Source organism: Streptomyces sp. NPDC047000 (genome assembly GCF_040644295.1).
In the GTDB taxonomy this organism is placed as follows: Bacteria; Actinomycetota; Actinomycetes; order Streptomycetales; family Streptomycetaceae; genus Streptomyces.
The window spans coordinates 24,977-51,706 of record NZ_JBEYWE010000021.1; the positions used below are offsets into that span (position 1 = coordinate 24,977).

At 70.2% G+C, this 26,730-nt stretch carries 23 protein-coding genes, 2 pseudogenes and 1 riboswitch; of the genes and pseudogenes, 13 read left to right on the forward strand and 12 right to left on the reverse strand.

Annotated elements, in window-relative coordinates; all coding sequences use genetic code 11:
- Positions 1–402: 402 nt before the first annotated feature.
- Complete coding sequence (locus ABZ862_RS27570; protein ID WP_360963342.1) at positions 403–3,300, forward strand: Tn3 family transposase; 2,898 nt, start codon at positions 403–405, stop codon at positions 3,298–3,300.
- A gap of 417 nt (positions 3,301–3,717) precedes the next feature.
- Here the strand turns inward: ABZ862_RS27570 and ABZ862_RS27575 are convergent, their stop codons facing one another.
- Together ABZ862_RS27575 and ABZ862_RS27580 are read right to left on the reverse strand one after the other, a co-directional pair.
- The gene (locus tag ABZ862_RS27575) at positions 3,718–4,314 is read right to left on the reverse strand and encodes a GNAT family N-acetyltransferase (protein ID WP_360963344.1); all 597 of its coding nucleotides are present in this window, start codon (positions 4,312–4,314) and stop codon (positions 3,718–3,720) included.
- A 307-nt stretch (positions 4,315–4,621) separates the two neighbouring features.
- Positions 4,622–5,251 carry a TetR/AcrR family transcriptional regulator gene (locus ABZ862_RS27580; RefSeq protein WP_360963351.1) on the reverse strand — a complete coding sequence of 210 codons (630 nt, stop codon included), beginning with the start codon at positions 5,249–5,251 and terminating at the stop codon, positions 4,622–4,624.
- Between the two features lie 70 nt (positions 5,252–5,321).
- On the opposite strand from ABZ862_RS27580, the gene ABZ862_RS27585 reads away from it, so the two are divergent.
- The 3 genes from ABZ862_RS27585 (at position 5,322) to ABZ862_RS27595 (ending at position 9,938) form a co-directional block, all read left to right on the forward strand.
- Positions 5,322–6,194 (forward strand): 2-dehydropantoate 2-reductase N-terminal domain-containing protein, encoded by an 873-nt coding sequence (locus ABZ862_RS27585; RefSeq protein WP_360963354.1) that lies wholly within the window; start codon positions 5,322–5,324, stop codon positions 6,192–6,194.
- 257 nt (positions 6,195–6,451) lie between these two features.
- The gene (locus tag ABZ862_RS27590; protein ID WP_360963357.1) at positions 6,452–8,317 is read left to right on the forward strand and encodes an alpha/beta fold hydrolase; all 1,866 of its coding nucleotides are present in this window, start codon (positions 6,452–6,454) and stop codon (positions 8,315–8,317) included.
- Positions 8,318–8,357: 40 nt separating this feature from the next.
- Positions 8,358–9,938 (forward strand): serine hydrolase domain-containing protein, encoded by a 1,581-nt coding sequence (locus ABZ862_RS27595; RefSeq protein ID WP_360963642.1) that lies wholly within the window; start codon positions 8,358–8,360, stop codon positions 9,936–9,938.
- A gap of 157 nt (positions 9,939–10,095) precedes the next feature.
- Here ABZ862_RS27595 and ABZ862_RS27600 read toward each other — a convergent pair whose 3' ends face one another.
- The 9 genes and pseudogenes from ABZ862_RS27600 to ABZ862_RS27640 all read right to left on the reverse strand — a co-directional run bounded on the left by ABZ862_RS27600 (position 10,096) and on the right by ABZ862_RS27640 (position 17,356).
- Positions 10,096–10,236 carry a hypothetical protein gene (locus ABZ862_RS27600; protein ID WP_360963360.1) on the reverse strand — a complete coding sequence of 47 codons (141 nt, stop codon included), beginning with the start codon at positions 10,234–10,236 and terminating at the stop codon, positions 10,096–10,098.
- Between the two features lie 4 nt (positions 10,237–10,240).
- On the reverse strand, positions 10,241–11,437 hold the full coding sequence (locus ABZ862_RS27605) for an LLM class flavin-dependent oxidoreductase (RefSeq protein WP_360963363.1): 1,197 nt from the start codon (positions 11,435–11,437) through the stop codon (positions 10,241–10,243).
- A 106-nt stretch (positions 11,438–11,543) separates the two neighbouring features.
- A complete protein-coding gene (ssuE, locus tag ABZ862_RS27610; RefSeq protein WP_360963366.1) occupies positions 11,544–12,098 on the reverse strand; it encodes an NADPH-dependent FMN reductase in 555 nt (184 codons plus the stop codon).
- Positions 12,099–12,196: 98 nt separating this feature from the next.
- A pseudogene (locus ABZ862_RS27615) lies at positions 12,197–12,382 on the reverse strand (hypothetical protein); the annotation flags it as partial.
- Positions 12,383–12,415: 33 nt separating this feature from the next.
- Complete coding sequence (locus tag ABZ862_RS27620; protein ID WP_360963369.1) at positions 12,416–13,744, reverse strand: LLM class flavin-dependent oxidoreductase; 1,329 nt, start codon at positions 13,742–13,744, stop codon at positions 12,416–12,418.
- Positions 13,741–14,799: an aliphatic sulfonate ABC transporter substrate-binding protein gene (locus ABZ862_RS27625; protein WP_360963372.1), complete on the reverse strand. Its 1,059-nt coding sequence runs from the start codon at positions 14,797–14,799 to the stop codon at positions 13,741–13,743. The genes ABZ862_RS27620 and ABZ862_RS27625 overlap by 4 nt, the downstream gene beginning before the upstream one ends.
- A 42-nt stretch (positions 14,800–14,841) precedes the next feature.
- Complete coding sequence (locus ABZ862_RS27630) at positions 14,842–15,573, reverse strand: ABC transporter ATP-binding protein (RefSeq protein ID WP_360963375.1); 732 nt, start codon at positions 15,571–15,573, stop codon at positions 14,842–14,844.
- On the reverse strand, positions 15,570–16,463 hold the full coding sequence (locus ABZ862_RS27635) for an ABC transporter permease (protein WP_360963378.1): 894 nt from the start codon (positions 16,461–16,463) through the stop codon (positions 15,570–15,572). Before ABZ862_RS27635 ends, ABZ862_RS27630 begins: the two co-directional genes overlap by 4 nt.
- Positions 16,460–17,356 carry a TauD/TfdA family dioxygenase gene (locus tag ABZ862_RS27640; RefSeq protein ID WP_360963380.1) on the reverse strand — a complete coding sequence of 299 codons (897 nt, stop codon included), beginning with the start codon at positions 17,354–17,356 and terminating at the stop codon, positions 16,460–16,462. The genes ABZ862_RS27635 and ABZ862_RS27640 overlap by 4 nt, the downstream gene beginning before the upstream one ends.
- A gap of 1,216 nt (positions 17,357–18,572) precedes the next feature.
- Here ABZ862_RS27640 and ABZ862_RS27645 point away from each other — a divergent pair.
- From ABZ862_RS27645 to ABZ862_RS27685, 9 genes and pseudogenes are all read left to right on the forward strand, one after another.
- Positions 18,573–19,334 carry a DUF1684 domain-containing protein gene (locus tag ABZ862_RS27645; RefSeq protein WP_360963383.1) on the forward strand — a complete coding sequence of 254 codons (762 nt, stop codon included), beginning with the start codon at positions 18,573–18,575 and terminating at the stop codon, positions 19,332–19,334.
- A gap of 87 nt (positions 19,335–19,421) precedes the next feature.
- A riboswitch (SAM riboswitch) is annotated at positions 19,422–19,534 on the forward strand.
- A gap of 34 nt (positions 19,535–19,568) precedes the next feature.
- Positions 19,569–19,685, forward strand: a complete 117-nt coding sequence (locus ABZ862_RS27650; RefSeq protein ID WP_346771923.1) for a putative leader peptide — start codon at positions 19,569–19,571, stop codon at positions 19,683–19,685.
- Positions 19,686–19,906: 221 nt separating this feature from the next.
- Positions 19,907–21,526, forward strand: a complete 1,620-nt coding sequence (locus ABZ862_RS27655) for an ABC transporter substrate-binding protein (RefSeq protein WP_360963387.1) — start codon at positions 19,907–19,909, stop codon at positions 21,524–21,526.
- A 3-nt stretch (positions 21,527–21,529) separates the two neighbouring features.
- Complete coding sequence (locus ABZ862_RS27660) at positions 21,530–22,489, forward strand: ABC transporter permease (protein ID WP_360963390.1); 960 nt, start codon at positions 21,530–21,532, stop codon at positions 22,487–22,489.
- Positions 22,486–23,409, forward strand: coding sequence for an ABC transporter permease (locus tag ABZ862_RS27665; protein ID WP_360963393.1), 924 nt, complete (start codon positions 22,486–22,488; stop codon positions 23,407–23,409). Before ABZ862_RS27660 ends, ABZ862_RS27665 begins: the two co-directional genes overlap by 4 nt.
- Complete coding sequence (locus tag ABZ862_RS27670; RefSeq protein WP_360963396.1) at positions 23,406–25,091, forward strand: ABC transporter ATP-binding protein; 1,686 nt, start codon at positions 23,406–23,408, stop codon at positions 25,089–25,091. Before ABZ862_RS27665 ends, ABZ862_RS27670 begins: the two co-directional genes overlap by 4 nt.
- Positions 25,092–25,098: 7 nt before the next feature.
- Positions 25,099–26,157 carry an LLM class flavin-dependent oxidoreductase gene (locus ABZ862_RS27675; RefSeq protein WP_360963399.1) on the forward strand — a complete coding sequence of 353 codons (1,059 nt, stop codon included), beginning with the start codon at positions 25,099–25,101 and terminating at the stop codon, positions 26,155–26,157.
- On the forward strand, positions 26,154–26,330 hold the full coding sequence (locus tag ABZ862_RS27680) for a hypothetical protein (RefSeq protein ID WP_360963402.1): 177 nt from the start codon (positions 26,154–26,156) through the stop codon (positions 26,328–26,330). Before ABZ862_RS27675 ends, ABZ862_RS27680 begins: the two co-directional genes overlap by 4 nt.
- Before the next feature lie 28 nt (positions 26,331–26,358).
- Positions 26,359–26,475, forward strand: a pseudogene (locus tag ABZ862_RS27685) (IS5/IS1182 family transposase); the annotation flags it as partial.
- 25 nt (positions 26,476–26,500) lie between these two features.
- On the opposite strand, the gene ABZ862_RS27690 reads toward ABZ862_RS27685, so the two are convergent.
- Complete coding sequence (locus ABZ862_RS27690; RefSeq protein WP_360963405.1) at positions 26,501–26,671, reverse strand: hypothetical protein; 171 nt, start codon at positions 26,669–26,671, stop codon at positions 26,501–26,503.
- Positions 26,672–26,730: the final 59 nt, after the last annotated feature.

A 26,730-nucleotide genomic window follows, 5' to 3' on the forward strand; every position in this document is an offset into this window, starting at 1 on the left:
ACCGCCCATAGCCTGATCCTGGAGATGTCGGCCGGGCAGCTGCCCCGGCCTCTACGACCCCACCGGTCCAGGGAAGGCTGTTCGCGTTCTTCGCGGCGATGGCGGAGACCGGGCGGGAGAACATCCGGGAGCCGGCGCCGGAAGGGCTCGACACCGCGGCCCGCACGGGCAAGCACGGCGACCGACTGCCGGTCATCACCGGCGACATGCCGCACACCGCGTGCTGCGCCGGAGAGTGCACGGCCAGTCGGCCCTGCGCTCCCGAAGCTGCCGCGAAGTGACAAGTAGCTCTGTGTAGCCGATCCGACGATCCATTGTCCCGGTTTCCACCGTTCTGGCCCTGCCTCTGTTGTGCCCGCGTCACCTTGGTTGCGTTGCGGTGATCGAGGAGAGGGGTCAGGCGTGCGTCGGGAGTGGGAACCAGAGGACTTGATCGAGGTCTGGACGATGCTGGAGGAGGACCAGGAGCGGCTTCGGAACAAGTCGGGGGCGAATCGGCTGGGCTTCGCGCTGCCGCTGAAGTTCTTCGAGGTGGAGGCGCGCTTCCCGGAGGATGCGGCGGAGGTTCCGGCGGCGGCGGTGTCGTACGTGGCCCAACAGGTGAAGGTGCCGGCCGAGGACTGGGGCGCCTACGACTGGTCGGGGCGGGCAATCAAGCGGCACCGGATGGAGGTCCGGGCGGCGTTCGGGTTCCGCGAGTGCACGCAGGAGGACCAGGTCCAGCTAACGCAGTGGTTGGCGGTGGAGCTGTGCCCCGTGGAACTGAACCGGGACCGGCTGGCTGAGGCAGTGGTGGCGCGGTGCCGCAACGACCGCTTGGAGCCGCCGGCGCCCGCGAAGGTGGCACGGCTGGTGGCCTCGGCGGTGAACACCTTCGAGGAGGGGTTCTGCGCGACGACAGTGGGGCGGTTGTCCGCGGCCTCGCGGTCCCGGCTGGACGACCTGGTGGCCGAGGACGACGGGGATGAGGGCAGCGTGGGCGGGGGCCGGACGTTCTTCACCGAGCTGAAGGCGGACCCCGGCGCGCTGGGCCTGGACAGCCTGCTGACGGAGGTGAACAAGCTGCAGCGGGTGCGTCAGTTGGAGCTGCCGCCGGGGTTGTTCGGGGAGTTTCCGGAGAAGCTGGTGTCGGCGTGGCGGGCGCGGGCGGCGAAGGAGTACCCGTCCGACCTGGTGGCCGCGCCGGCTTCGGTGCGGTACACGCTGCTGACGGCGCTGTGCCACGTGCGCGAGACCGAGATCACCGACTCCCTGGTGGACCTGTTCATCCAACTGGTGCAGAAGATCAATACGCGAGCGGAGAAGAAGGTCGAGGGCGAGTTCGTCAAGGAGCTGAAGAAGGTCCGCGGCAAGGAGGCGATGATGCTGCGGGTCGCGGAGGCGGCTTTGGCGGAGCCGTCCGGCACGGTCCGCAAGGTGATCTATCCGGTGGTGGGCGGGGAGAAGACGCTCAAGGCGCTGGCGGCGGAGGCTGCGGCGAACGAGGCCAAGTACAAGGCGCGGATCCGCACCGTGCTGCGTTCCTCGTACTTGGCGCACTGGCGCCGGATGCTCTCGCCGCTGCTGTCGGCCTGGGAGCTGAAGAGCAACAACACCGCCTACTGCCCCGTGATGGACGCCATCGACCTGCTCAAGCGCTACCTGGACCAGCCGATCAAGGACGGGGCGTTCTTCGACGCGGCGGAGAAGGTGCCGCTGGAGGGGGTGGTGCCCGAGCAGTGGCGGGCCGCGGTGGTGGACGACAAGGGCCGGGTCGAGCGCATCCCCTACGAGCTGTGCGTGCTGGTCAGCTTGCGGGACGCGCTGCGCAGGCGGGAGGTGTGGGTGGCCGGGACCAGCCGCTGGCGCAACCCGGAGGACGACCTGCCCCCGGACTTCGAGGACAACCGGGACGTGCACTACTCGGCGATCCGCCAGCCGCAGGACCCGCAGGAGTTCATCGCCGCCCTGCAGAAGCGGCTGCGCGACGCCCTCACGGGCTTCGACCGTGCGTTGGAGCTGGGCATCACGGGCGGGGTGGAGATCACCAGGAAGCACGGCGAGCCGTGGATCAAGGTGTCCCCACTGGCCAAGCAGGAGGAGCCGAAGAACCTGGTCGCCCTGAAAGCCGAGATCCAGCGCCGCTGGGGCACGATCGACCTGATCGACATCCTCAAGGAGGCCGAGTTCGCCACTGGCTTCACCTCCGAGTTCGCCTCGGTGGCCTCCCGGGAGGCGGTCCCACGCGACGTCCTGCGGCGCCGGCTGCTGCTGGTGCTGTTCGCGCTGGGAACGAACATGGGCATCAAGCGGGTGGTGGCCACCGGCAAGCACGGCGAGTCCGAGGCGGTCCTGCGCCGGATCCGGCACCTGTTCGTGAACCGGACCAACATGAGGTCCGCCCTGTTCAAGCTCGTCAACCACACCTTGGCCGCCCGGGACGAGGGCTGGTGGGGCGCGGGCACCGCGTGCGCCTCCGACAGCCGCAAGTTCGGCGCCTGGTCCAACAACTTCATGACCGAGTGGCACCAGCGCTACCGCGGCCCCGGCGTGATGATCTACTGGCATGTGGAGCGCAAGTCGGTGTGCATCTACTCCCAGCTCAAGCACTGCTCGGCCTCCGAGGTCGCCTCGATGATCGAGGGCGTGCTGCGGCACTGCACCGACATGGAGGTCGACCGGCAGTACACCGACACTCACGGCGCCTCCGTCGTCGGGTTCGCGTTCTCCCACATGCTCGGCTTCAACCTGCTGCCCAGGCTCAAGAACGTCGGGTCGGCCCGGCTGTACCGCCCCGCCGCAGGCGAGGACGAGCAGTGGCCACAGCTGGGCCCGGTGCTGTCGACCAAGACGATCGACTGGGAGCTGATCCGCCAGCAGTACGACCAGATCGTCAAATACACCACCGCCCTGCACCTGGGCACGGCGGAGGCCGAGCAGGTCCTGCGTCGGTTCACCCGCAGAGGTCCCAAGCACCCCACCTACCGGGCCATCGAGGAGTTGGGGCGGGCCGTGCGCACGGCCTTCATCTGCGACTACCTCGCCGACGCCGACCTTCGCCGCGAGATCGGCGAAGGCCTGCAGGTCGTCGAGAACTGGAACAGCGCGAACCACGACCTGTTCTACGGCAAGGACGGCGAACTGACCGGCAAGGACAAGGAGAGCCAGCAGATCTCGATGCTCGCTCTCCACCTCCTCCAATCGGCCCTGGTCCACGTCAACACGCTCCTGGTCCAAGAGGTCTTGGCCGAGCCGAAGTGGGCGGACAAGCTCACCGAGGCAGACCGGCGCGGCCTCTCCCCACTTTCTGGACCCATGTGAACCCGTACGGCAGGTTCGAGCTGGACATGAACCGCCACCTGCACCTCGGCCCGCTCCTCCCGCAGCAGCGCACCCCGCAGGATCACGCCGAGCGAACCGAAGATGCGATGGCACCTTGATCCTTTCGTTCTCTGCCTGTTCAATCGGCGCAAGTCTCAGCTGTGTCCAGAGGGACGACTATGCCGTTCACCATCGAAGCCGATGCCAGAGTTGCCGAACGGGACGAGTGGCCCTATAGGCGTATTCGGCGTCGGTTGGCTCCCGGTACTCTTCGCGGGTGTGTGCCGCTCGGCGCTGGTGAAGGAAGCGGACGAAGCCCATGCGCTTCAGCAGTTGGCTCTGGTCACGTGGTCCTCGCCCCGGCCTGGGCTCCGGGGGGGGGTGGACAGGCCGGCGGTGGCGGCGTCCAAGTCCCGTTCATGCCGTTGACCAGGGAGTGCAGTGCGGGCGGGTCGTCGGCGTGGCCGTCGGGTGCCACTCGCGCCGGAGGAGGCCGAAGACCCAGGAGTCGGAGACGTCGCCGTTGACGACACAGTCCTCACGGAGGGTGCCTTCGCGGACGAAGCCGAGCTTCTCCAGGACCCGGGCGGACGCCACGTTACGGGTGTCGGTCTCGGCCTGGACGCGGTTCAGACCCAGGGTGTCGAACGCCCACCACAGGACGGCGTGCGCGGTCTCCGTGGCGTAGCCGTGGCCCCACGCGGCGGCGTCGAAGACGTAGCCCAGGGACGCGCTGCGGAAGTCAGGGTTCCAGCGTGTCAGACCGCACCAGCCGATGAACGCGCCGTCGGAGACGCGGTCGACGGCCACCCGCGCTCCCGTGCCTTCCTCCTCGATCGTCCGGCAGGTCGCGATGAAGCGCTGCGCGCGGGCCGGTTCGGTCCACGGCGGGGAATCCCAGTAACGCAGCACGTCGGCGCTGCTGTGCAGCACGTAGAGCGGCGCCGCGTCGGCGTCGGTGAACGGCCGCAGTCGCAGGCGGGCGGTGTGCAGCTCTGGGGTGGGCAAAGTCATGCGGGGCATCCTGCCGCGTCACGCTCGCCCCCGACCATCCGTTTATGCGGACGGTCGGGAGCATGCGTGTCCGCAGCGATGCCCGGACGCACCGCATGACCTGGGAGTCCGCAATCACCGCCGGCTCGACGCCCTCTGGCACGCTCCCGATCAACCGGATCGTGGACCGCCACAGTCACACCGTCGCAGGGCTGCTTACACCTGCCTGAGGTCGGCGCACCGATTGCGCCGCCGACGGGCGCCTCTCCGTCCTCGTCCACAGGGTGAGCGCCGGCTGACCCGCGCCGCCGGCGTCTGTCCTGGGGCGTCAGGTCCGGGTCGGTGGCGCACTCATCGCTGCGGTCAGGAACGTGATCGCCCATCGCCGGGCCGCCTCGCCCGCTACCGGGGACGTACAGCCCGGGGAGGGTCGCTGATGGACCTCGAGGCGGTCGACGGTCGTCACGGCAAGGATCCCCCGCATCCGGAACCACAGCTCCTCCGGGGAAAGGCCGGGCAGTACGCGCGCGAAGGCCGCGAGGTAGCGCTCGCGGACCGTGTCCTCGCCCATGCCGGTCCAGCTGCGCGCCTCCTCGGCCGGGTCACTCAGGATCGTCACGATCAGCCGGGACGTCCGGGCGCCGCCCTGGTCGCCGGCCGACATCTCGTCAAACAGCGGTCCCGCGAATGCCTCCACCAGTTCGCTGATCAATGGGTCGGGGGTCCGGGCGAGCAATGTGTCGAGCTCTGCGCACTGGGCAGCGTTGATGGGCTCGACCACGCGGCGGGCGACCGCGGCCATCAAGTCCGCCTTCGATCCGAAGTGGTAGCCGACGGCGGCCAGGTTCGCCCCGGCGAGTTTGGTGATCGCGCGGATCGAGGTGCCGCGGTATCCGTGCTCGGCGAAGAGGTGCTCGGCCGCGTCGAGGAGCTGGGTGCGGGTGTCAGGGGTCGCCACACGAGGGACTCTACATATGTTTGAATAAAACGAACGTATGATTCAATCGAACGTATGAAAGAAGGCTCTCATGAAGCTGCTCGTGTACGGCGCCGGGGTTTGCGGCAGCCTGTTCGCCGCCCGCATGCATGAGGCCGACCACGACGTCTCGCTCCTCGCCCGCGGTGGGCGCCTGACCGCTCTGCGCCGGCACGGCGTGCAACTCACCGAGGGAGACAGCCCGGTCGTCAGGCGGGTACCGGTACCGGTGATCGAGCACCCGGACAGCGAGTACGACCTGATCACCGTCTTCGTCCGCACCCACCAGGTGGACGCGGTGCTGGAATCACTCACCGACGTCCGAGGTGACGTGCTGTTCCTGCTCAACTGGGCAGCCGGCCCGGAGACACTGGGCGCGGTGATCGGCCACGAACGGGTGCTGCTCGGCTTCCCCATGACGGGCGGCACGATGGACGGCGACGTGATCCGCTACCGCAGGAGCAGTTTCGTCACCCGCCTGGTCACGATGCCGATCGGCGAGCCCGACGGCCGCACCAGCCTGCGACTGGAACGGATCGTGGAGACGTTCCGCACCGCCGGGATCAACGCCAAGGCCGAGCCGCAGATGGCCGCCTGGCTCAGGACGCACGCCGCGTTCGAGGTACCGCTCGGACAGGCGGTACACACGGCGGGCGGCCCGGTGGCGCTGGCCGACGACCCGGACGCGGTCCGCGACATGCTCCACCTCATACGGCGGAACCTCGCCTTGATGGCGACGCCGCCGGTACCTCGCGCGTTCGCCGCGTTGCGGGCCCTGCCGCAAGGGCTCCTCGTGGCCGTGCTCCGGCGCTTCCTGAAGAGCCCGACGGCCGTGCACAGCGGACTCAACGATTCCTCGCCTGCCACGACGGCCGAACTCGAGCGGCTGACCGAACAGCTCCGCGCCTCTGAGAGAGCCCGCTAGGCGACCCAGGCAACAGCTGACCTCATGATCGTTTCGGCGGCAACGGCACGGCGGGCCTTCGGCGTCGGCGTGGCTTTCTCCCCTCAACAGCCGCTCACCGACCGCGCGCGTCGACGGCCGCGCGCATGACCCGATTGGGCCTGCCGCGGTGCGGGGCACGAATCGACTTCGGAGTATGACGTCTGACGGTCCCGACCATGTGTGACGAGTCGGGCGGAGCCGGCGCGTAGCCACCGGCACCGCCTCGGAAGGACGACATGCCCATACGCAGTCGCGGCACAGCTGCCGCAGCCGCCATGTTCCTGGCCGGTCTGACGGTACTGAGCGCGGCTCCGGCCCACGGCACGTCCGACCTGGCCACCACCCGCCAGAAGCCGACAGTGAGGGAGGGTGCCTCCCCGCTCGTGAGCCGTCCGCAGTCCGGCCTGTCGCCGGGACGGCCGGCCGGTGAGTCCGGGCCCGCAGACGCGATGGCCGGCACGCACACCGTCGCCTCCGGTAACACGTTGTGGGACATAGCCCAGCAAGCTCTCGGCGACGCCATGCGGTGGGACAGCGTCTACGACCTCAACCGGCAGACCATCGAGCACGAGGCCCTGCGGCACGGATACCCCTCCAGCGACCGGGGTCACTGGATCTTCCCGGGCACCGTGCTCGCTCTGCCCCGGCCTCCGATGGCGCGGACGCAGCCGTCGTCGCGGTTCGTGCCCGCTCCCTGCCCGACCACTTACGGAGAGTTGAAGGACACCCGCTGCGGTTTCCTCGTCGTTCCGGAGAACCGGGCCCACCCGTCACCGCGCACCCTTCGCCTGGCCGTTGCGCTCGTCCGCTCGTCATCCCCGAGGCCGCGCCCCGATCCGATCGTGTTCTTCGCCGGCGGGCCCGGCGCGGACGCCCTGGCAGACATCTCGGGACTGACCGAGGCAGGACTGAACCGCGACCGTGATCTGATCGTCCTGTCCCAGCGCGGGACGTACTCGTCCGAGCGGCCGCTGACGTGTCCGGAGATCGACCGGTTCTACAGGGAACGCGTCCGCCTCCTCTACGACGCGCCCTCCACCGGAGACCGGTACGCCCAGGCGGCGGCCCGGTGCCGTGACCGCCTGACGGCCCAGGGAATCGATCTGGCTGCCTACAACACCAGCGAGAACGCCGCCGACGCGGCGGATCTGCGCAGGGTCCTGGGTATCCGGGAGTGGAATGTCCTCTCGCATTCCTACGGCACGCAACTGGCGCTGACCTACATGCGCATGTTCCCTCAAGGCATCCGCTCCGTGACGGTCGACGGCGTCGTACCGCCGTCCGTGGCGACGCCCGGGTGGACGTGGAGCAGCATGAGGGAGTCGTTCGACAACATCGTGAGGGCGTGCGCGGCGCAACTCTCCTGCCGGGAGCGTTACCCGGACAGCGGTGCCACTTATCTGCGCATGGTGCGTCAGCTGGAGGCTCGTCCGGTCACTGTGCACGTAACGGTGCCGCAGGTCGGACGGGTGAAGGTGGTCCTCGACGGCGGGGCGCTGCTGAACTGGATGGTGCGTGCCAGTCACGCTCCCGAGACCTTCGCGGTGGGCGTGGACGAGCTGGCCCACGGTCACCCCGAGCGGATCGCCGGGCAGTGGGCGGCTGCCTGGCTTCCCGGCTCGCAGGGGATGTTCGCTCACGGGTTGTCGCTGAGCGTGTGGTGCAGCGAGTGGGTTCCGTTCGAGACCCCCGAGGAGCAGCTCGCCAAGGGTCGGCAGGCCTTTCCCGAGCTTCCCCGCTCAGTCGTGGCCCAGGCGCCCCAGCTGCCGTTCCTGCGCCAGGCGTGTCAGGCCTGGAACGTCCCGAAGGCGCCCGGATCCGTTCGTGAGGTCACGCGGAGCAGCATCCCCACGCTTGCCGTCTCCGGGAGTTTCGACGCGCAGACCGGGGCGCAGTGGGGGCGCTACGTGGCCCGGACGCTCTCCCGCTCCACGGTGGTGACGCTGGCCGGTGTCGCCCACGGGGCGTACGACACGCCGTGCGGGGCGAAGGTGATCACGTCCTTCTTCGACGACCCCGAGCATCCCGACACCCGCTGCGTGAGGACCGTGAAACCGGTGCCGTTCGTCATCGGCAGTGAGGGAGCCGGCACCCGTGAATGAGGATCTGCCATCGGCCGGCTCCGGCACCCTGCGCTCTGCCGTGTCACCCGGGCGTCCAGGGGCCCCGCGGTGGTCCCGCCGCGGCTTTCTGAGCACTGCGGCAACGGTCGGCTGCGCGACCGTCTCGCTGGGAACCGCGCCGCCGGCGGCCGGGTCCCCGCGATCCGCTCCCCAGGGGGGCGGCACGGGGAACTCCCTGTTCGGCGCTCTCGACGCCAAGATCGAGGAGGGCATGCGGGCGTACGCGATTCCCGGTGCGGCGGTGGGTGTGCTCCTGGACGGCCAGGAGTACGTCAAGGGTTACGGAGTCACCCATGTCGACCATCCAGTTCCGGTCGACGGCGACACCGTCTTCCGGGTCGGCTCGACCACCAAGACCTTCACCGGTACGACGGTGATGCGGCTGGTCGAGCGGGGCGAGCTCGAGCTGGACGCCCCGGTGCGCCGTTACCTTCCCGATTTCACGGTGGCCGACCCGTTCGCGTCGGCGCAGGTCACCGTGCGGCAGCTGCTCAACCACAGTGCGGGGTGGCTGGGCGACGACTACCAGGACTTCGGCCCCGGCGACGACGCGCTGGCCCGCTTCGTGGCGTCCATGGCGCGCCTTCCCCAACTCACCGCACCGGGCGAGGTGTTCGCCTACAACAACGCGGCTCTGTGCGTGGCGGGCCGGATCATCGAGGTGCTGACGGGCACGACCTACGAGGCGGCGGTGCGCGAACTGGTCATCGACCCGCTCAGGCTCGACCACAGCCGCTTCTCCAGCGACGAGATCGTGGGCTTCAACGTCGCGGCGTCACACAACGTCGTCGACGGCAAAGCCGTGCCGGAGCCGTCCTTCTGGCCCCAGCCACGCAGCCTCGCACCGACCGGCGGCCTGATCTCCAGCGTGCGCGACCAGCTGAGCTGGGCCCGCTTCCACCTCGGAGACGGTACGGCCCCCGACGGCACACGCGTACTGAGCCCGCAATCGCTGGAACGGATGCGCTCCACGCCCGGGCCCGGCGGCACGCTGGTCGTGGAGCTCGACGGCATGGGAGTCACCTGGATGCTGCGTCCGACTGCCCAGGGACGACGGATCGTGCAGCACGGCGGAACCTGGCCGGGCCAGATCTCGGGCTTCCTGATGGTTCCCAGCCGCGGCTTCGCACTGACGCTGCTGACCAACTCGGAAGGCGGCACGCGGCTCAGGGACGAGCTGTTCACCGACGACTGGGCCCTCAGCCGGTACGCCGGTGTGACCAACCTGCCGGCCACGGCCAAGTCCTTGAGCGGCCAGGAGCTCACGCCCTACGAGGGCCGTTACATGGCCCAGCGGATCAACGAGGAGGGCGCCGTGGAGGACGCCGTCATCGAACTGACCCGTCACAACGGACGGCTGCACGGTACCCAGACGGCCCATGGCCCGGCCGGCCAGGACGAAGCCGCCTCCGAGGAAGAGGACTCGGTCCAGGACCAGACCACCGAGTTGGGAGTCGCCTTCTACCGGCGGGACTTCGCACTCGACCTCGGCCCCGAGGGCAGAACGGTCGGCACCCGTTCCGACTTCGTGCGCGGACCCGATGGGAAGGTGCTCTGGTGGCGCAACCACGGACGGCTGCACCGCCACCGGACACAGTGACCACCAGACACAGTGACCCGGCCTGATACTCCGGTCTGGTTCAGCGATCTTGTGGCTGTACCCGGCTGGGAAGGGATGCGGCCACTGACCTGCCCCGACAAGGCCCTGATCGCGGGACGCAGGACACGCCTGATGAGACGCTGTTCGCAGCGATCGTCTACGTGCTGGTCAGCAGGTGTGTCTGGCGGGTTCTGCCGCCGTGTTCCGGGATATCGAAGTCGGCCCGCTCGACGGCGAAAGCGACCGCTTCGTTGTGGTCAGCGATCACTTGGGCACTTCCGGCCTCCGCCGCGATCACGTGGTCATCGCAGGCCCCTGGCGCCGGCGAAGGGCACTTGGGCCGAGGAGGCGGCCTGCTCTCCGTACGGGTGCTGCCACAGACCCTGCGCCTGAAGTCTCGGCAGGACGCCCTCGCCGAACCAGTAGGCCTCCTCCAGGTGCGGATAGCCGGAGAGCACGAACTCGTCGACGCCGAGGGCGTGGTACTCCTTGATCCGCTCGGCGACCTCGTCGTGGCTGCCGACCAGGGCGGTGCCCGCGCCGCCGCGCACCAGGCCGATGCCTGCCCACAGGTTGGGGTGGATCTCCAGGCGGGTGGGGGTCCCCCCGCTCGAGCGAAGTCGAGAGTGGGGGAAGCTGCCGCCGTCGTGCAGGGCGAGCATGCGCTGCTGGCCCTCGGACTCGCTGCGGGCCAGGCCCGCCTGGATGGTCTTGACCACCTCCGGGTCGAAGCCCTCCAGGAGCCGGTTCGCCTCGGCCCAGGCCTGCTCGGAGGTGTCGCGGGTGATGACATGCAGGCGGATGCCGAAGCGGACGTCACGGCCCTCTTTGTCGGCCAACGCCCGGATCCAGGCGATCTTCTCCGCGACGGCGGCGGGCGGCTCACCCCAGGTGAGATAGACGTCGACACGCTTGGCGGCGACTTCTCCGGCGATCGGCGAGGAGCCGCCGAAGTACACCTCGGGGATCGGGTCGGGTACCCGTGCGAGCTTCGCGTCCTCGACATGGAGGTGCTCGCCGCGCAGGTCGACGGTCTTGCCCTCCCACAATCCTCGTACGATCTCGAGGAATTCGCCGGTACGGCGGTAGCGGGCGTCCTTGTCGAGGAAGTCTCCGTAGGCCCGCTGCTCGTGGCTTTCCCCGCCGGTGACGACGTTGAGCAGAAGCCGTCCGCCGGTCTGCCGCTGGAAGGTGGCGGCCATCTGCGCGGCGAGCGTCGGTGAGACGAAGCCGGGACGGAAGGCGACGAGGAACTTCAGCCGCTCGGTGTTCTGGCTGACCATCGCGGTGGCCAGCCACGCGTCCTCGCACCAGGCGCCCGTCGGCGTGAGTACGGCGACGAATCCCAGGTCCTCGGCGGCGCGGGCGATCTGGCTGAGGTAGGCGACAGTGGGCGGCCGGTCGCGCCCGGACTCGGTGGCGGGGGTGCCGTGGCCGCCGCCGACGACGTGGCGGCTGTCTCCGTTGGTCGGCAGGAACCAGTGGAAGGTGAGGGACACTCGGAGCTCCGATCAGGGGTGCGATCAGGGGACGTTCGTCGATGCCGGGGCGCACGCGACGGTGACGGCCTCGGCGTCGTCGGTGATGACGTGTGCGGTCGTGGCCTCAGCTCGCCGCGGCCAGGAGCGGGGTACGGCCCAGCGCCAGCGAGAACCGGTCGACGACCTGGGTGAGGGCCTCGGCGGCGGCCGGTGCGACGGTGACCGAGCCGTCGTCGTGGGCGGTGATGTCCTTGTCGAGGGTGAACCAGCCCTGCACGATGTGCGCGGCACCCATGGAGTTGAGAACCGGACGCAGGGCGTAGTCGATGGCGAGGACATGTGCGGTGGAGCCGCCGGTGGCGAGAGGGAGGACCGTCTTCCCGGTGAGTGCGTACTGCGGGAGCAGGTCGAGGAGCGCCTTGAGGACTCCGGAGTACGACGCTTTGTAGACGGGTGTTCCTACGACGACGCCGTCGGCGCTCGCGAACAGTTCGGTGGCCTCGACGATCGCCGGATGCCGGAAGTCCGCGCCGAGCAGGGCCTCGGCCGGGATGGTGCGAACGTCGAGCGGAACGACGTCGTGCCCCTGAGCGGTCAGTCGCTGGTCCAGGTGGCGCAGCAGGCGGTTGGTGCGGGAGGAGGCGGAAGGGCTGCCGGAGACGGACAGGACGGTGGCCATGGGTCCTCTTTCGGGGAGAAGGGGGCACCTCCGCCGGGGAGGCGCTCCGGGGGCGGTCAGGAGTACCAGGTCAGGTCGGTTCGGGCAGCTCGCGCCGGTCACTTCGAAGGTCTGGTTGCCGATCTCCAGGGTGACGTCGGCGGCGCGGGCCTTCGCTGCCGGAGGGAGTGCCCTCGTCGGCGCCGTTCCTCCGCGAGCAGTTCGTAGGAGCGGACCCGGTCCGGGTGGTCGTGGGTGATCGTCGTGACGAGCACCTCGTCCGCGCCCGTGGCCTCCCGCCGCTCCGGGAAGTGGAAGCGGCGGGAGTCGCGAGCGGGTCAGCCATGGAACTGGTTCGCGGGCACCGGGAGCCCGTAGTGCTCACGCAGGGTGGTGCCTTCGTACTCCTCGCGGAACAGCCCCTTGCCGCGCAGGATCGGCAGCACGTGCTCGACGAAGGCCGTCAGGCCCGACGGCAGCGCGGGGGCCATGATGTTGAACCCGTCCGCGGCACCGCCCTCGAACCAGGCGATGATCGTGTCCGCCACCTGCTCGGGCGTGCCGACGAACTCGAAGTGGCCGCGTCCGCCCCCGAGCCGGGAGATGATCTGCCGGACCGTCAGCTGCTCGCGCACCGCGAGATCGATGATCAGGTCGGAACGGCTCTGCGAGCCCTCCAGCTTCGGTCTCGCCAGGATGAACTCCGGCAGCGGCTCGTCGAGTTCGAACGCCGATGGCTCGGTCTCGAACACGGCGGCCAGCTGACGCAGCCCGTACCCGGGGACGCGCAGCTCGTCGAACTGCCGTGCAAGCGCCCGGGCTTCGGCCTCGGTCGAGCCGATGTACGGGACGATGCCCGGCAGGACGATGACGCCGTCCGGGTCGCGCCCCGCGGCCCTGGTCCGTGCCTTGATGTCGGCGTAGAAGCCGGCCGCACGCTCGTATGTCGTGTGCGCGGTGAAGATGGCCTCGGCGTGGCGGGCCGCGAAGTCCTTGCCGTCCTCGGAGGAGCCGGCCTGGACGAGCAGCGGGTAACCCTGCGGCGGACGCTCGACGTTGAGCGGGCCGGCCACCTTGAAGTAGTTGCCCTGGTGGCCGAGCCGGTGCAGGCGTGCGGGGTCGGCGTAGCGTCCGGTGGTCCGGTCCGCGACGACGGCCTCGGACTCCCAGCTGTCCCACAGCGCCTTGGCGACCTTCAGGAACTCGTCGGCGCGGGCGTAGCGCTCGGCGTGGCCGGGGCGGTCGTCGAGGCCGAAGTTGGCGGCCTCGTCGGCCCCGGCCGAGGTGACGATGTTCCAGCCGGCGCGGCCGCCGCTGACGTGGTCGACGGACGCGAGCCGGCGGGCGAGGTTGTACGGCTCGTTGTACGTCGACGACACGGTCGCGATGAGGCCGATCCTGCTGGTCGCCTGGGACAACGCGGTGAGCAGCGTCAGCGGCTCGAGCTGGCCCGGCGGCCGGAACTCGCCGGTGCCGATGAGGGCCGGGCCGTCCGCGAGGAACAGCGAGTCGAACTTGGCGCTCTCCGCCAGCTGCGCCAGCTCGATCCAGTGCCGCAGGTCGAAGTCGGCGCGGGGATTGCTGTGCGGCAGCCGCCACGCCGCCTCGTGGTGGCCCGCTTCCATGAGGAAGGCGTTGAGGTGGAGTCTCCTTCGTCCCGCGCTCATGAGGTGACCTTCGGCTTCGAGCTGTCGTAACCGGCCGGGAGGAGGTTGTCGACGATCGACGGGACGTCGACCTTCTTGGTGATCTGGCCCGCCTCCAGGAAGGCGTCCGCGAGCTTCTGCTCCAGTTCGATGTCCGACCGCCCCACCGGGGTCACCCGGTTCGAGTAGGCGGCCAGGGACGCCTTGGCGTCGGCCGGCGGGATGCCCTGCTCCTTCGACAGCGCCTGCGCGTATCTGTCGGGGTTCTTGACCGCCCAGGCGAACTCTCGCGAGAGTCTCTTCAGGACGTCCGTGAGAGCCGCCCGCTTGGTCTTGTCCTTCAGCGACGTGTCACTGGCGACGTAGTAGCTGCTGGTCTGGTCGATCGGCGGGAGGCCCTTCACCAGGATCCGCGCCCCGTTCCTGACGGCGATCGCCGACTGCGGGTTCCAGATCGACCAGGCGTCCACCTTCCCGGTGTTGAACGCCGTGGCACCGGCCGCCGGGTCGAGGAAGACCAGCTTCGCGTCCTTGGGGGTGAGACCGACGCTTTTCAGCGCGTTCAAGGCCAGGCCGTGGGCCGAACTGCCCTGCGGAACAGCGATCTTCTTGCCCTTGAGGTCGGCGGCCGTCTTCAGCCGCGAGCCCTTCGGCACGATGATGTTCTCGTTCGACTGGGTGGGCGTGAGTGAGCGGTTGACGGCGACGACCTTGAAGCCGTACTCCTTCGCGGCGCCGGTGATCGGCGGTACGTCGCCGACGCTGCCGAGGTCGATGTCGCCCGAGGCGGCGGCCTGCACCAGCGGCGGACCGTAGGTGAAGCGGGCGAACTTCACCTTGTAGGGCGCGTCGTCGAACACGCCGGTGGCCTTCGCCAGTTCCTGGCTGCCGTCACCGCCGTTGTCGCCGATGGTGAAGGTGTACTTGCTCCACTCGGGGTGCTTGGCGTCGCTCGCATCGGCGGCGTTGCTCAGCGGCGCGGAGGTGTCCGACGACGATCCTCCGCAGGCGACGAGGGTACTCGCCAGAGCGAGCGAGCCGACCGCGCCGATGAGTCTCGTGGTTCTCTTTCGCATGGGTTGTCGTGCTTTCTGTGCTGGGTGAAGGTGTTCGGACAGTCAGTGCCGGCCGGCCAAGCCGAGGTCTTCCAGCAGCCGGGCGCGGAGTTCCTCGCGTGCGACGCTCGCCTCACGGTCCATGGCGGTGAGGTGCACCTCGTGCGAGGTGCCGATGCGGCCGTTGCGCATGACGACGATGCGGTCCGCCAGGGCGATCGCCTCGTCGACGTCGTGCGTGACGAGCAGCATGGCCGCCTGATGCTTGGTCCGCAGCGCGCGTACGAGGTCGTGCATGCGCAGCCGTGTGATCGCGTCAAGGGCGGCGAACGGCTCGTCGAGCAGCACGAGTTCGGGCTCGGAGACCAGCGCTCGCGCGAGTGAGACCCGCTGGGCCTCGCCGCCGGAGAGCTCTTTGGGCCAGGCCTTCTCACGGCCCGCGAGGCCGACCTCGGCGAGCACGTCGCGGGCCCGCTGCTCCGCGTCGGCCCCGTGCAGGCCGAGCGTGACGTTGCGCAGGACCCGCTGCCAGGGCAGCAGCCGGTCGGCCTGGAAGACGATCGCCCGCCGGGCCGGGACCTCCACGCGGCCGCCGTCGGGCCGGTCCAGTCCGGCGAGCAGCCGCAGCAGGGTGCTCTTACCGCAGCCCGAAGGGCCGAGCAGGATCACCAACTCCTCGTCGGCGATGGTGAGGTCGAGGTGGTCGAGCACCGCTCGGTCACCGAACGCACGGATCACCTGCTCGACGACGACCCCGGTCTGCCGACGGGGCTGCGTCGCCGTCGTGCTGCTCATGACGCCTCATAACCGGGGCGCCACCGCAGCAGCACCCGCTCGAGAGCCCGGACGAACTGGTCGGCGAGCAGACCGAGGAGCGAGTAGATCACCAGCCCCACGAAGACCTGGTTGGTCTGGAGATACGTCTGCCCCTGAGTGATGAGGAAGCCAAGTCCCTTGTCCGCGTTGACCGTTTCGGCGGCGACCAGTCCCAGGACGCTGTACGCGAGGGAGAAGCGGAGGCCGACGAGGAAGCCCGGCAGGGCTCCGGGCACCAGCACGCGCGTCACCAGGCGCCAGGTGCCCGCGCCCGTCGTGCGCGCCATCTCGATCAACCGCTGGTCGACACCCCGGATCGCGGCGAACAGGTTGAGGTACATCGGGACACCGGCGCCGAAGGAGATCAGCAACACCTTCGTGAGCTCGTCGATGCCGAACCACACGATCATCAGCGGCAGCACCGCGAGAAGGGGGATGGTGTTGAGCACCTGCACGAGACCGTTGAACAGGTACTCGCCGCTGCGTAGCAGCCCGCCGAGGACGCCGGTGACGACGCCCGCCGTCAGACCGATCGCCAGGCCGATGCCTGCCCGCTGAAGCGAGATGGCCAGGTCGGGCCCGAGGACGCCCTGTTGCCACAGGTCGACGGCCGACTGCACGATCGAGGTCGGCGCGGGGGCGTAGGTCTTCGGCACCGCTCCGGCCCGGGCGAGGATCTCCCAGGCGATGAGGATCGCGACCGGAGTCGTGTAGATGCCGAGCGGCCAGCGCAGGCGCTCGCGGAGTGTGCTGAGCGGCGTCCGGCGGCGGGCGTCGCGCGGCAGGAACACCTCGCGTTCGCGCGTGCCCGTCGTCTCGGCGTCCGGGTTTTTGGTGACGGCCGGCGCCTTGAGGCCGAGCCCGGTCATGCCGCCACCGCCGGCACGCTGCTGTAGTGCGAGGCATCGCCGACGAGTTGCTCGCTGCGGCGGCCGTCGACGCCGGTCGGTACCTCTCCTGCGATCGTCACCCGGTTGAGGCGGCGCGGGTGATCGCCGTAGTTGTCCACCGCGTAGTGCTGGGTGAGCCGGTTGTCGAAGATCAGCAACTGGTTCGGGGACCATGTCCAGCTCAGGATGTTCTCCGGACGGGTCACATACGACTGGAGGATGCGCAGCAGATCGGCCGAGTCGCTGCTCGACAGGCCGACGATCCGCTTGGCGAACCCGCCGATGAACAGCCCGCGTTCGCCAGTGAGCGGATGGACTCGCACGACCGGGTGCTCAGCCTCGTAGGGCGTCGAGACGAAGGCCCGGTCATACTCCTGTCGCTGCGCCGTCGTGGCTGCGGGGCGGGCGTAGTCGTACTGGTTGGTGTGCACGACGCGCAGCGTGTCCGCGAGGGAGCGCAGCGGTTCGGGCAGGTCGCGGTAGGCCGCGGCAGCGTTGGCGATGAGCGTCTGGCCGCCGTAGGGCGTGGTCACGATGGACCGGAGCGTGGTGAGCTGCGGTGGATTGACCACGAAGGTGACGTCCGTGTGCCACTCGTTGGCCTTGGACGTCGTGCTGTCGACGGCGAGGACATTCGTCGTGCCGTCGGCGGCCGGCACGTTCGGGTGGGCGGTGGTGAGTTCGCCGAACCACCCGGCCACGCGCTCCTGGCCGGCGTTGTCGAGCTGCACGTCGTCGAACACGATCGCCTTGTGCTCGTTGAGGGCGTCTCGGAGCGTCGTGACTGTCGAGAGGTCGGACGGCGCCGCGAGGTCGGCGCCCTCGACGACCGCGCCGATGCGGCCGGTGAGCTTTCGGACGGACGGAGGCATGAGGGGATCCCTCCCGGGCAGATGGGCACGCCAAGGGGTGCTGGGGAACGGGGAGTCGAGTGAAGGCGGTGGGGTACCGCGCAGGACTGGCCGACCGCGCGGAACACCGGACTGGGCCGGCCGGAGAGAAGACGCGTGGTCGCAGGACCGCTGCGGTCGCGTTCTCAGCGACCGCGTCGGCGTACGCGAACAGGCTCCCGCCTCATACGAGAAGGAGACGAGAGGAGAGGGGAGCCCTCAGGAGGTGGATACGACGATCCCTTGCCGCGTCAGCAACAACAAAACGCGCTGGAGACGTGCACCAGATCGATGTGGCGCCGCCGAGTGAGGTCCACGCGCGGGTTCATGAGACGGAAGTTCAGCAGAGGTCCACCACGTCGGTCAATAACCTTCCGGACAGGTCTTGCATCGCGGACACGGAGAACTCCCCCACCTGTTCGTGGAGATCGCACAGGCCGCATCACTTGCCTCTGAGGTGTGCGTCAAGGGCAGGCCTCCTGCGCGGCAGCCCCGGCCGGTCGTCCGCGCTCGGCCCGTTTCCCCTCGATCGGCAGCCCGGTGCTTCGTTGTCTTCCGCGGGCTGCGCACCCTGCTCGATCCCCCGGTGGCCACGCCCGAACAGCGGGCCCTGCAGACGGCCACCCCGGTGAGCGTCAGCGGGCGGCCGCGGAGCGGGCCGCGGCCGAGAACGTCAGCCGAGAGTTGCGGACGGTGCGCCGGGATGGGGTCACGCGGCCCAGGCACCGCGCGATACGGCGGCGTTCGAATGAGCCCGGCCCACCGAGGCCCCGCACGACGGCGGGGCCTCGGTACGGTCATCGCCTGCGTTGCGTCGGCACCACGGACAGGACACCGCGCTGCCGGTGAGGCCCGGAGGGTCGGCGTTCTCGTCCGAGAGCTGCTTCCGGGCGGTGTACGTCCTGGTCACCCCGGGCGCGGCCTTGGGGATCGCCGGACTGCTGTGGGGCATCGGCCTGTCGGGCCGCGACGCCGACGGTCCCCTGCCCGAGGAGGATCCGGTCGTCAGCGAGAACGGCGGCTCCCTCGGTGCGCGGCGTAGCGCCGACCGGCGCGCCGTCGTGGCCGAAGGGCGGGCGAAGGCGGAGGCGCACGGCTGGTCGCTGCGGGAGACCCGTCATCGCGCTCGGCCAGCAGCGCGGGCACGTCGGCACTCCGTCCGGCTTGGCCGACAAGTTCGCCCGCTTCGTCCGGCACGATGCGCTCGACGGCCCGGCTCGCCGCCCCGCACGGGTTCCTGGCGATCACCGGTCTGCACTGGCTCGACGACCGGCCCCAGCGCTTCCCGGACGCGCCCGGCGCGTGGCACACCGGCCCCGAAGGCGTCGTCGTGGACCTCGACGAGGGCGAGGAACTGGTCGTCGCCGGAACGCCGGTGCGCGGCGAGCACCGCTTCGGCGTGCTTCCCGAGCGCGGCGGTGTCGACGCCGTCTGGGGAGACGCCGTCATCGAGGTCGCCCGGCGCGGAGGCCAGGACATCCTGCGCCCCCGGCATCCGGACGCACCGCTGCGCACGGCCTTCACCGGAACACCCGCCTACGCCCCCGACCCGCGCTGGGCCGTGACCGGCCGGTACATCCCCTTCGACACACCGCGACCCACCACCGTGGGCGCCGCGGTCGAGGGCCTTGAGCATGTCTACGACGCTCCGGGCAGGGTCGAGTTCGAGCTCGACGGGCGCCCGCTGTCGCTGACCGCGTTCCCCGGCCACGGTGCGGGCCGGCTGTTGGTGCTGTTCACCGACGCGACCTCCGGGGTCACCACCTACGCCGCCAACCGGGCCCTGGCGCTCGATCCGTCCGCCGCCGACGGCACGGTCGTCCTGGACTTCAACCGCGCCACCAACCTGCCGTGCGCCTACACGGACCTGGCCACCTGCCCGCTGCCCCCGGCCGAGAACCGGCTGCCGGTGGCGATCGAGGCCGGCCAGCAGATCCCCCGCGAGCGCGGCGGCTCCTGAGCCGGACGCACTCCCCTCCCGGCCCCCTGACAGGGCGTCCTTGTGCACCATTGACGTATGACAAAACCGCTCCGTACGATCACGAGCGGCATTGAGCGTCAGCGTCAAGCCCTGGCTCGCTGACCGGCAACCCTCCCACGCGGTGGGGTGCTCCAGGTGAAAGCCCGGCGGGATCACCGACGATCCCGCAAGCGCGTGGCCTCGAAACCGGGGCCGGACATGTGGAGGACCGACATGCGGCACGGTGGTGACCTCAGCGCCCGCTACGCCGGCGCCACCGTGTTCTCCCGCCTCTCGCGTCGGCGCCACATCGACCTCAAGCGCTCGACCAGCTGTCTCTGTCAGGCCTGACGGCCCTTCCCGCCGCAGGCCTCGGTTCGGCACCTGCCGTCGCCGCACCCGCCTGCGCCTGCGCCTGATCTCCGTCTGTCTTTGATCCCCGTTTCCCCTCGATCCCCGTCTGCACAGCGCTCCCCCGGCACCGGCATCGCGCCGGCCGGGGCCGCACGCCCACGCACGGCCATGCCCTACACCACACCCGTGCCTGGTGACACGAGCAGGAGAAGCCCTCCGTGACTGCATTTCCCGATGCCAGAACCCCCTGGTGGGCGGCACTGACCGCCCTTGTGACCACCAGCGTCCTGCTGACCGCCTGCGGCTCAGGCGGCGGCGATTCCGGCAACAGCGCCGGGCAACCCCGGTCCGGCGGCACCCTGACCTTCGCGGTGGGCTCGGACGCCGGCTGCGTGGATCCGCAGCAGGTCGCCAGCAACGAGACCGTCTACTCGGTGCGCCAGACCGTGGACTCCCTGACGGACCAGGACCCCCGGACCGGAAAGATCGTGCCGTGGCTGGCGAAGAGCTGGGACGTCAGCTCCGACGCCACCACATTCACCTTCCGTCTGCGCTCGGGCGTCACCTTCAGCGACGGCTCGAAGCTGACCGCGCAGGTGGTCAAGGACAACTTCGACGCGGTGCCGAAGCTCGGCGCCCTGGGGACTCTCGCCGAGGGCTATCTGAGCGGCGTCAAGAGCACCGCGGTGGTCGACCCGCTCACCGTGAAGGTGACCTTCAGCCAACCCAACGCCCAGTTCCTGCAAGCCACTTCGACGCACTCGCTCGGTATCGAGTCCTCGGCCAGCGTGAAGAAGACCCCACAGCAGAAGTGCAGCGACGGGGTGATCGGATCCGGGCCCTTCGTGCTGAAGCAGTACGTTCAGAACCAGTCGCTCACCCTCGCCAGGCGCACCGGATACGCCTGGGGTTCCTCGCGGTGGTCCAAGAAGGGCGAGGCATACCTGGACAAGCTGGTGTTCAAGGTCGTGCCGGAGGCGGGTGTGCGGGCCGGCAGCCTGCAGTCCGGCCAGGTCGACGCCGTCTCCAGCGTCGGCAAGGCCAACGAGGCGGCCCTCAAGGGCGGCCAGGTCACCCTCCAGCGACGGGCCAACCCCGGCGTCGTGTTCGGTCTGGGCCTCAACAACTCACGGCCGCTGCTCAAGGACGCCAAGGTGCGCCAGGCGATCCTGTACGCCATCGACCGGCAGCAGATCGCCGACACCGTGTTCCCGACCGGCACCCAGCCGGCCACCAGCGTCCTCGCGCACACCACACCCGACTACACCGACCTCGCCTCCCGTCTGGCCTTCGACGCCGCCAAGACCAAGTCCCTGCTGGACGGCGCCGGCTGGAAGACCGGAAGCGACGGCATCCGCGCCAAGGACGGCAAGAAACTCAGCCTGACCGTCAAGTGGTTCCCCAACGCGGCCACCAACCAGCCCGCGCTGGAACTGATCCAGCAGCAGCTCAAGTCCGTCGGTGTCGACGTGGTCCTCAAGCAGCTCCAGGTCACGCAGTTCGCCCCGACCCTCCAGTCGGGTGACTTCGACGCGGTGTGGGGCAACATCACCCGCGCCGACCCGGACATCCTGCGCAGCTCCTTCTCCACCAAGCTGGCCAACTTCTACCACCTGCCTCCGAGTTCCCTCGACACGGCGCTGTCCGAGCAGGCCGCGACCATCGACGCGGCCAAGCGCGGGCAACTGGTGGTCCGGGCTCAGGAGTCGATCGTGCGGAACGCCTACTACGCGCCGGTGGTGGAGCTCCAGACCCAGCTCGGCGTGTCGAAGAAGGTGCACGGCCTGGACTTCGACGCCTCCAGCCGGCTCCAGCTGCACGACACCTGGATCGGCTAGCCCATGCGCCGCTATGTGATCAAGCGGCTTGCGCAGGCGGTCGGGGTGCTGTGGGCGGCGTACACGGTCTCGTTCCTGGTGCTGGACTGTCTGCCGGGTGACCCGGTCACGGCGATGGCCGGTGCCGGAATGGACTCGGGGCAGGTCGATCCCGAGCAGCTCGCCGCCCTGCGGCACGAGTACGGCTTCGACAAGCCGGTGCTGGTGCAGTACGCCGAATACCTCGGCCGGGCGGTGCGCGGGGACTTCGGCGACTCGGTGTCCACCGGTCGGCCGGTGACCTCGACGCTGGCCGACGCGCTGCCGCAGACGCTGCAGCTGACCGGCGCGGCCCTGTTGCTCGCGGTGCTTCTCGGCGGCGGCCTGGCGGTGCTGGCGACATACATCGCCCGGCGCTGGCTGCGGCAGCTGCTGCTGTCACTGCCGCCGCTGGGGGTGTCCGTCCCGACGTTCTGGGTGGGACTGCTGCTGGTCGAGATGTTCTCCTTCCGGCTGCACTGGTTCCCCGCGTTCGGCAACGACGGATTCAAGGGGCTGGTACTGCCGGCGCTGACGCTGGCCGTGCCGACCGGCGCGCAGATCGCGCAGGTGCTCGCCAAGAGCCTGCTCACCGCGCTGGACCAGGCGTATGTGGAGACCGCCCGGGCCAAGGGCGCGGGACGGTGGCGGGTGCATCTGCGGCACGCCCTGCGCAACGCGTCCCTGCCGGCGCTGACGGTCGTCGGCCTGCTGGTGGGGCAGCTGATCGCCGGTTCGGTGGTCGTCGAGACGGTGTTCTCCCGCGACGGCCTCGGCCGGGTGACCGCGGCGGCGGTCACGGCCCAGGACATCCCGCTGGTGCAGGGGGTGGTGGTGTTCGGCGCGCTGATCTTCGTGACGACGAACCTGGTCATCGACCTCGTGTATCCACTCCTGGACCCGCGGATCGTGGTGGCCTCGGGCAGAAGGGCGGCACTCGTATGAGCCAGAGCCTTGTCGACGACCCGGCCGAGGCGGCACTGGGACCGGCCCGCCCGGTCGAGGCGGGACCGGAGCCTGATCCCGGGCGTCGTGTGGACGTACGGCGGCTGCTGCGGTTCGTGATGCGCCGCCCGGGGCTGCTGCTGTCGGTGGTCGTCCTCGTGCTGGTGGTGTCGGCCTCGTTCCGGCCGGACCTGTTCACCTCGCAGGACCCGCTGAAGGGCGTCCCGTCACGGAACTTCCGCGGACCGAGCGGCAGTCACTGGTTCGGCACCGACGAGCTGGGCCGCGACGTGTTCTCCCGGGTCGTGCACGGCGCCCAACTGTCCCTGAAGGCCACGCTGATCGCCGTGCTGGTCGCGTTCGTGGTCGGCGGCCTGCTGGGGGTGGTCGCCGGGTTCGCGGGCCGCTGGGTGGACGACGTGATCATGCGCTTCGTCGACGTACTGCTGTCCGTCCCCGCGCTGTTCATGTCCCTCGCCCTGGTCACCGCGCTCGGCTACGGCACGGTGAAGGTGGCGGTGGCGGTCGGCACCGCCGGCGTCGCCGCGTTCGCGCGGGTGGCGCGCGCGGAGGTGCTGCGGGTGCGGCAGGCGGTGTTCGTGGAGGCGTCGCGCGCGAGCGGGGCCCGCTGGTACTCGGTGCTGGGCCGGCATGTGCTGCCCAACGCGGCAGGCCCGGTGATCGTGCTGGCCACCCTCGACTTCGGCTCCTCCGTCCTGGCCGTGTCGGCCCTGAGCTTCCTCGGCTACGGCGCTCCCCCGCCGGCTCCGGAGTGGGGGACGTTGATCTCCGACGGCCGCAACTATCTCGCCAATGCCTGGTGGATGACCGCACTGCCCGGGCTGGCGATCGCCGCGACCGTACTGGCCACCAACCGCATCGCCCGGGCGCTGGACGGCGAATGGTCCCGGCAGCGATGACCGACGAACCTGAGAACGGTGAGGACGGTGAAGACGTGACCGCACCACTGCTGGAGGTACGAGGTCTGTCGGTGTCGTACCGCACCCGGGGCGGTACGGTCGAGGCCGTCCGCGGCGTGGACCTCGACGTACGGCCGGGAGAGGTGACGGCGGTGGTCGGCGAGTCCGGCTCCGGCAAGAGCACGACGGCGCACGCCGTCATCCGGCTCCTGGCGGCGAACGGCCGGATCGACGCGGGCACGGTCCGCTTCGGCCGGCACGACCTGGCCACGCTGTCGGAGGCGGAACTGCGCACCGTGCGCGGAGCGCGGATCGGACTGGTCCCGCAGGACCCGGCGGTGTCCCTCAACCCGGTCAAGCGGATCGGCGAACAGGTCGCCGAGGTGCTGCGCATCCACGGTCTGGCGACCCGCCGGTCGGCGGCGTCCGAGGCCGTGGAGGTGCTGGACCGGGCCGGGCTGCCCGACGCGGCCGTCCGGGCCCGGCAGTACCCGCACGAACTGTCCGGCGGGATGCGGCAACGCGCCCTGATCGCCATCGCCATCGCCGGCCGGCCCGAACTGATCATCGCCGACGAGCCCACCAGCGCGCTCGACGTCACCGTGCAACGGCGCGTCCTCGACCGTCTCCAGCACCTCACCGAGGAGTCGGGCACCGCGGTCCTGCTCGTCACCCACGACCTCGGGGTCGCAGCCGACCGGGCCCGGCGCCTCGTGGTGATGTCCCAGGGCAAGGTCGTCGAGGCAGGCCCCACCCGGGACATCCTCGCCGACCCGCAGGACGACTACACCCGGCGCCTGCTGGCCAGCGCCCCGAGCCTGACCACCGCCCGGCCCCGCACCCCGGCCTCCCTCCCCAGGGCGGAGACTGCGCCACTGGTCGAAGTCCGCAACCTGGTCAAGGAGTTCAGGCTTCCCCGCGCCGGAGGCAAGCCGGAGACCCTGCGCGCGGTCGACGACGTCGGCTTCACCCTCCACCGCGGCCGGACCCTCGCCCTGGTCGGCGAGTCCGGCTCGGGCAAGTCCACCACCGCCCGCCTGCTGCTCCGCCTCGCCGACGCGACCGCCGGACGGATCCTCTTCGACGGCACCGACGTCACCACCGCGCGGGGCTCCCAGGTCAGGCAACTGCGCCGCCGCGCACAGCTCGTCTACCAGAACCCCTACGCCTCGCTCGACCCGCGTTTCTCCGTCGCCGAGGTGATCACCGAGCCGCTGCGTGCCTTCAAGGTCGGCGACCGTGCTTCCCGGGTCGCCCGGGCCCGCGAACTCCTCGACCGGGTGGCGCTGCCCGCCGCGACGCTGGAGCGCCGCCCGGCGGAACTGTCCGGCGGGCAGCGGCAGCGCGTGGCGATCGCCCGTGCCCTCGCCCTCTCCCCCGACCTGGTGGTCTGCGACGAGCCGGTCTCCGCGCTCGACGTGTCCGTGCAGGCCCAAGTCCTGGAGCTGCTGGCCGAGTTGCAGGCCGACACGGGTGTGGCGTACCTCTTCATCTCCCACGATCTGGCCGTCGTACGGCAGATCGCGCACGAGGTCGCCGTCATGCGGGCCGGCCGCGTCGTCGAGACGGGCCCGCCGGAGGAACTGTTCACCCGCCCCCGCCACGACTACACCCGCGAACTGCTCGCGGCGATACCCGGCGCCCACGTCCCCGTCCCCGCCACCGAGACCACCACGAACTGAGGGCCGCATGAGCACTCCCACCATCACCTCACTGGCCCTTCTCACCCCGGGCAACTTCGCCGACGACGACCCGTACACCGGCCTGGAGGAGACCCTCCGACTCTTCGAGTACGGCGAACGGCTCGGCTACGACGGCGCCTGGATCCGCCAGCGCCACCTCGAGCACGGCGTCGGCTCGGCCGCCGTTTTCCTCGCCGCGGCCGGCCAGCGCACCGAGCGGATCGAGCTCGGCACCGCGGTCATCCCGATCGGCTACGAGAGCCCCTTCCGCCTCGCCGAGGACCTGGCCCTGGCCGACGTACTGTCCCGCGGCCGCCTCCAGATCGGCTTCAGCACCGGGATGCCGCACGCCGAGCTGCTCGGCGACCTCGTGTACGACGGCGACTGGCGCAGCTTCGACCTGTCGTACGGTCGGATCACCCGCCTCGTCGACAACCTGCGCGGCGACTACCTCGGCGGCCCGGACACCGTGATCCACTCGCCCGGCAACGTCCAGCGGCCGCGGCTGCAGCCGCACGACCCCGGTCTGGTGGAGCGGATCTGGTACGGCGCAGGCAGCCTGCGGTCGGTCCGCTGGGCCGCCGGGAACGGTCTCAACCTGCTGTCCGGCAACATCGTCTCCGGCGAGGACACCGACGACTTCACCACCGCCCAGCTGAACCTGCTTTCCGAGTACCGGCGCGGCCTGGGCGACGGCCGGCCGGCGGCGCGGGTGGCGCTCGGGCGGGTGATTGTGCCGCTCGACAGCGCCGACCCGGCCACACGGGCCCGCTACCGGGACTACGCGGCCGGTCGGCACGAGCGCACCCTGAAGCCGCAGGCCCTGGCGGCGCTGGGTCCGAAGCGGTTCCTGTTCGCCCCGGACGTGGTCGGCACAGCGGAGCAGATCCTGGAGCAGCTGGCGGCCGATCTCGTCATCGCGCAGGTGTCGGAGCTGCGCCTGGAGCTGCCGTACGAGTTCCACCGGGAGGAGTACGAGCAGATCCTCCATGACGTACGCCATCTGATCGCCCCCGAGCTGGGCTGGCGCCCCGCTTCCCCGGCGTTTCAGGAGGCGGGCCGGTGAGTCCTGGTCCGCAGCGCACGGTCCGGCCGGAGGTGCACGCCCGCGAGCCGTTGACCGAGGGCCACCGCTTCCCCGGCACCGGGACGTACGAGGTGCTCACCTCCACCGCGGGCGCCCCGGAGCGGGGCGTGTCCACCGACCCGGGGGAAGCCCCGGCGCCCGCCGGCCTTTGACCGGCAGCTCTGCAAGCGGCGTAACGTCGCCGAACGGTGCTTCGCCCGCCTCAAGCAATGGCGCGGCGTCGCCACCCGCTATGACGAGACCGCCGAGTCCTGTCAGGGAGCCGTCACCCTCGCCTCGCTCGTGATGTGGGTGTGATGCCCCGCCGACTGGCGTCCGGTCCTCAAAGATGGAGTTCGGTCTCCCAGGCTTCGTAGGGTGGCTCGACCCGATGGCTCGGGTCAGTCGAGCGGTAATCGAACCCATCGAGCAACTCAACGTCGACGGTGCCGTTCGCCAGGTAGAAGGCGAACAGCCGGAGCGAAGCGCGCACGTCGACAGAAAGATGCCCCACGCACGCATCACGCATGACCTCGGCACCGACTCGCCAAGAGCTTTTGACGACAGCTCCTG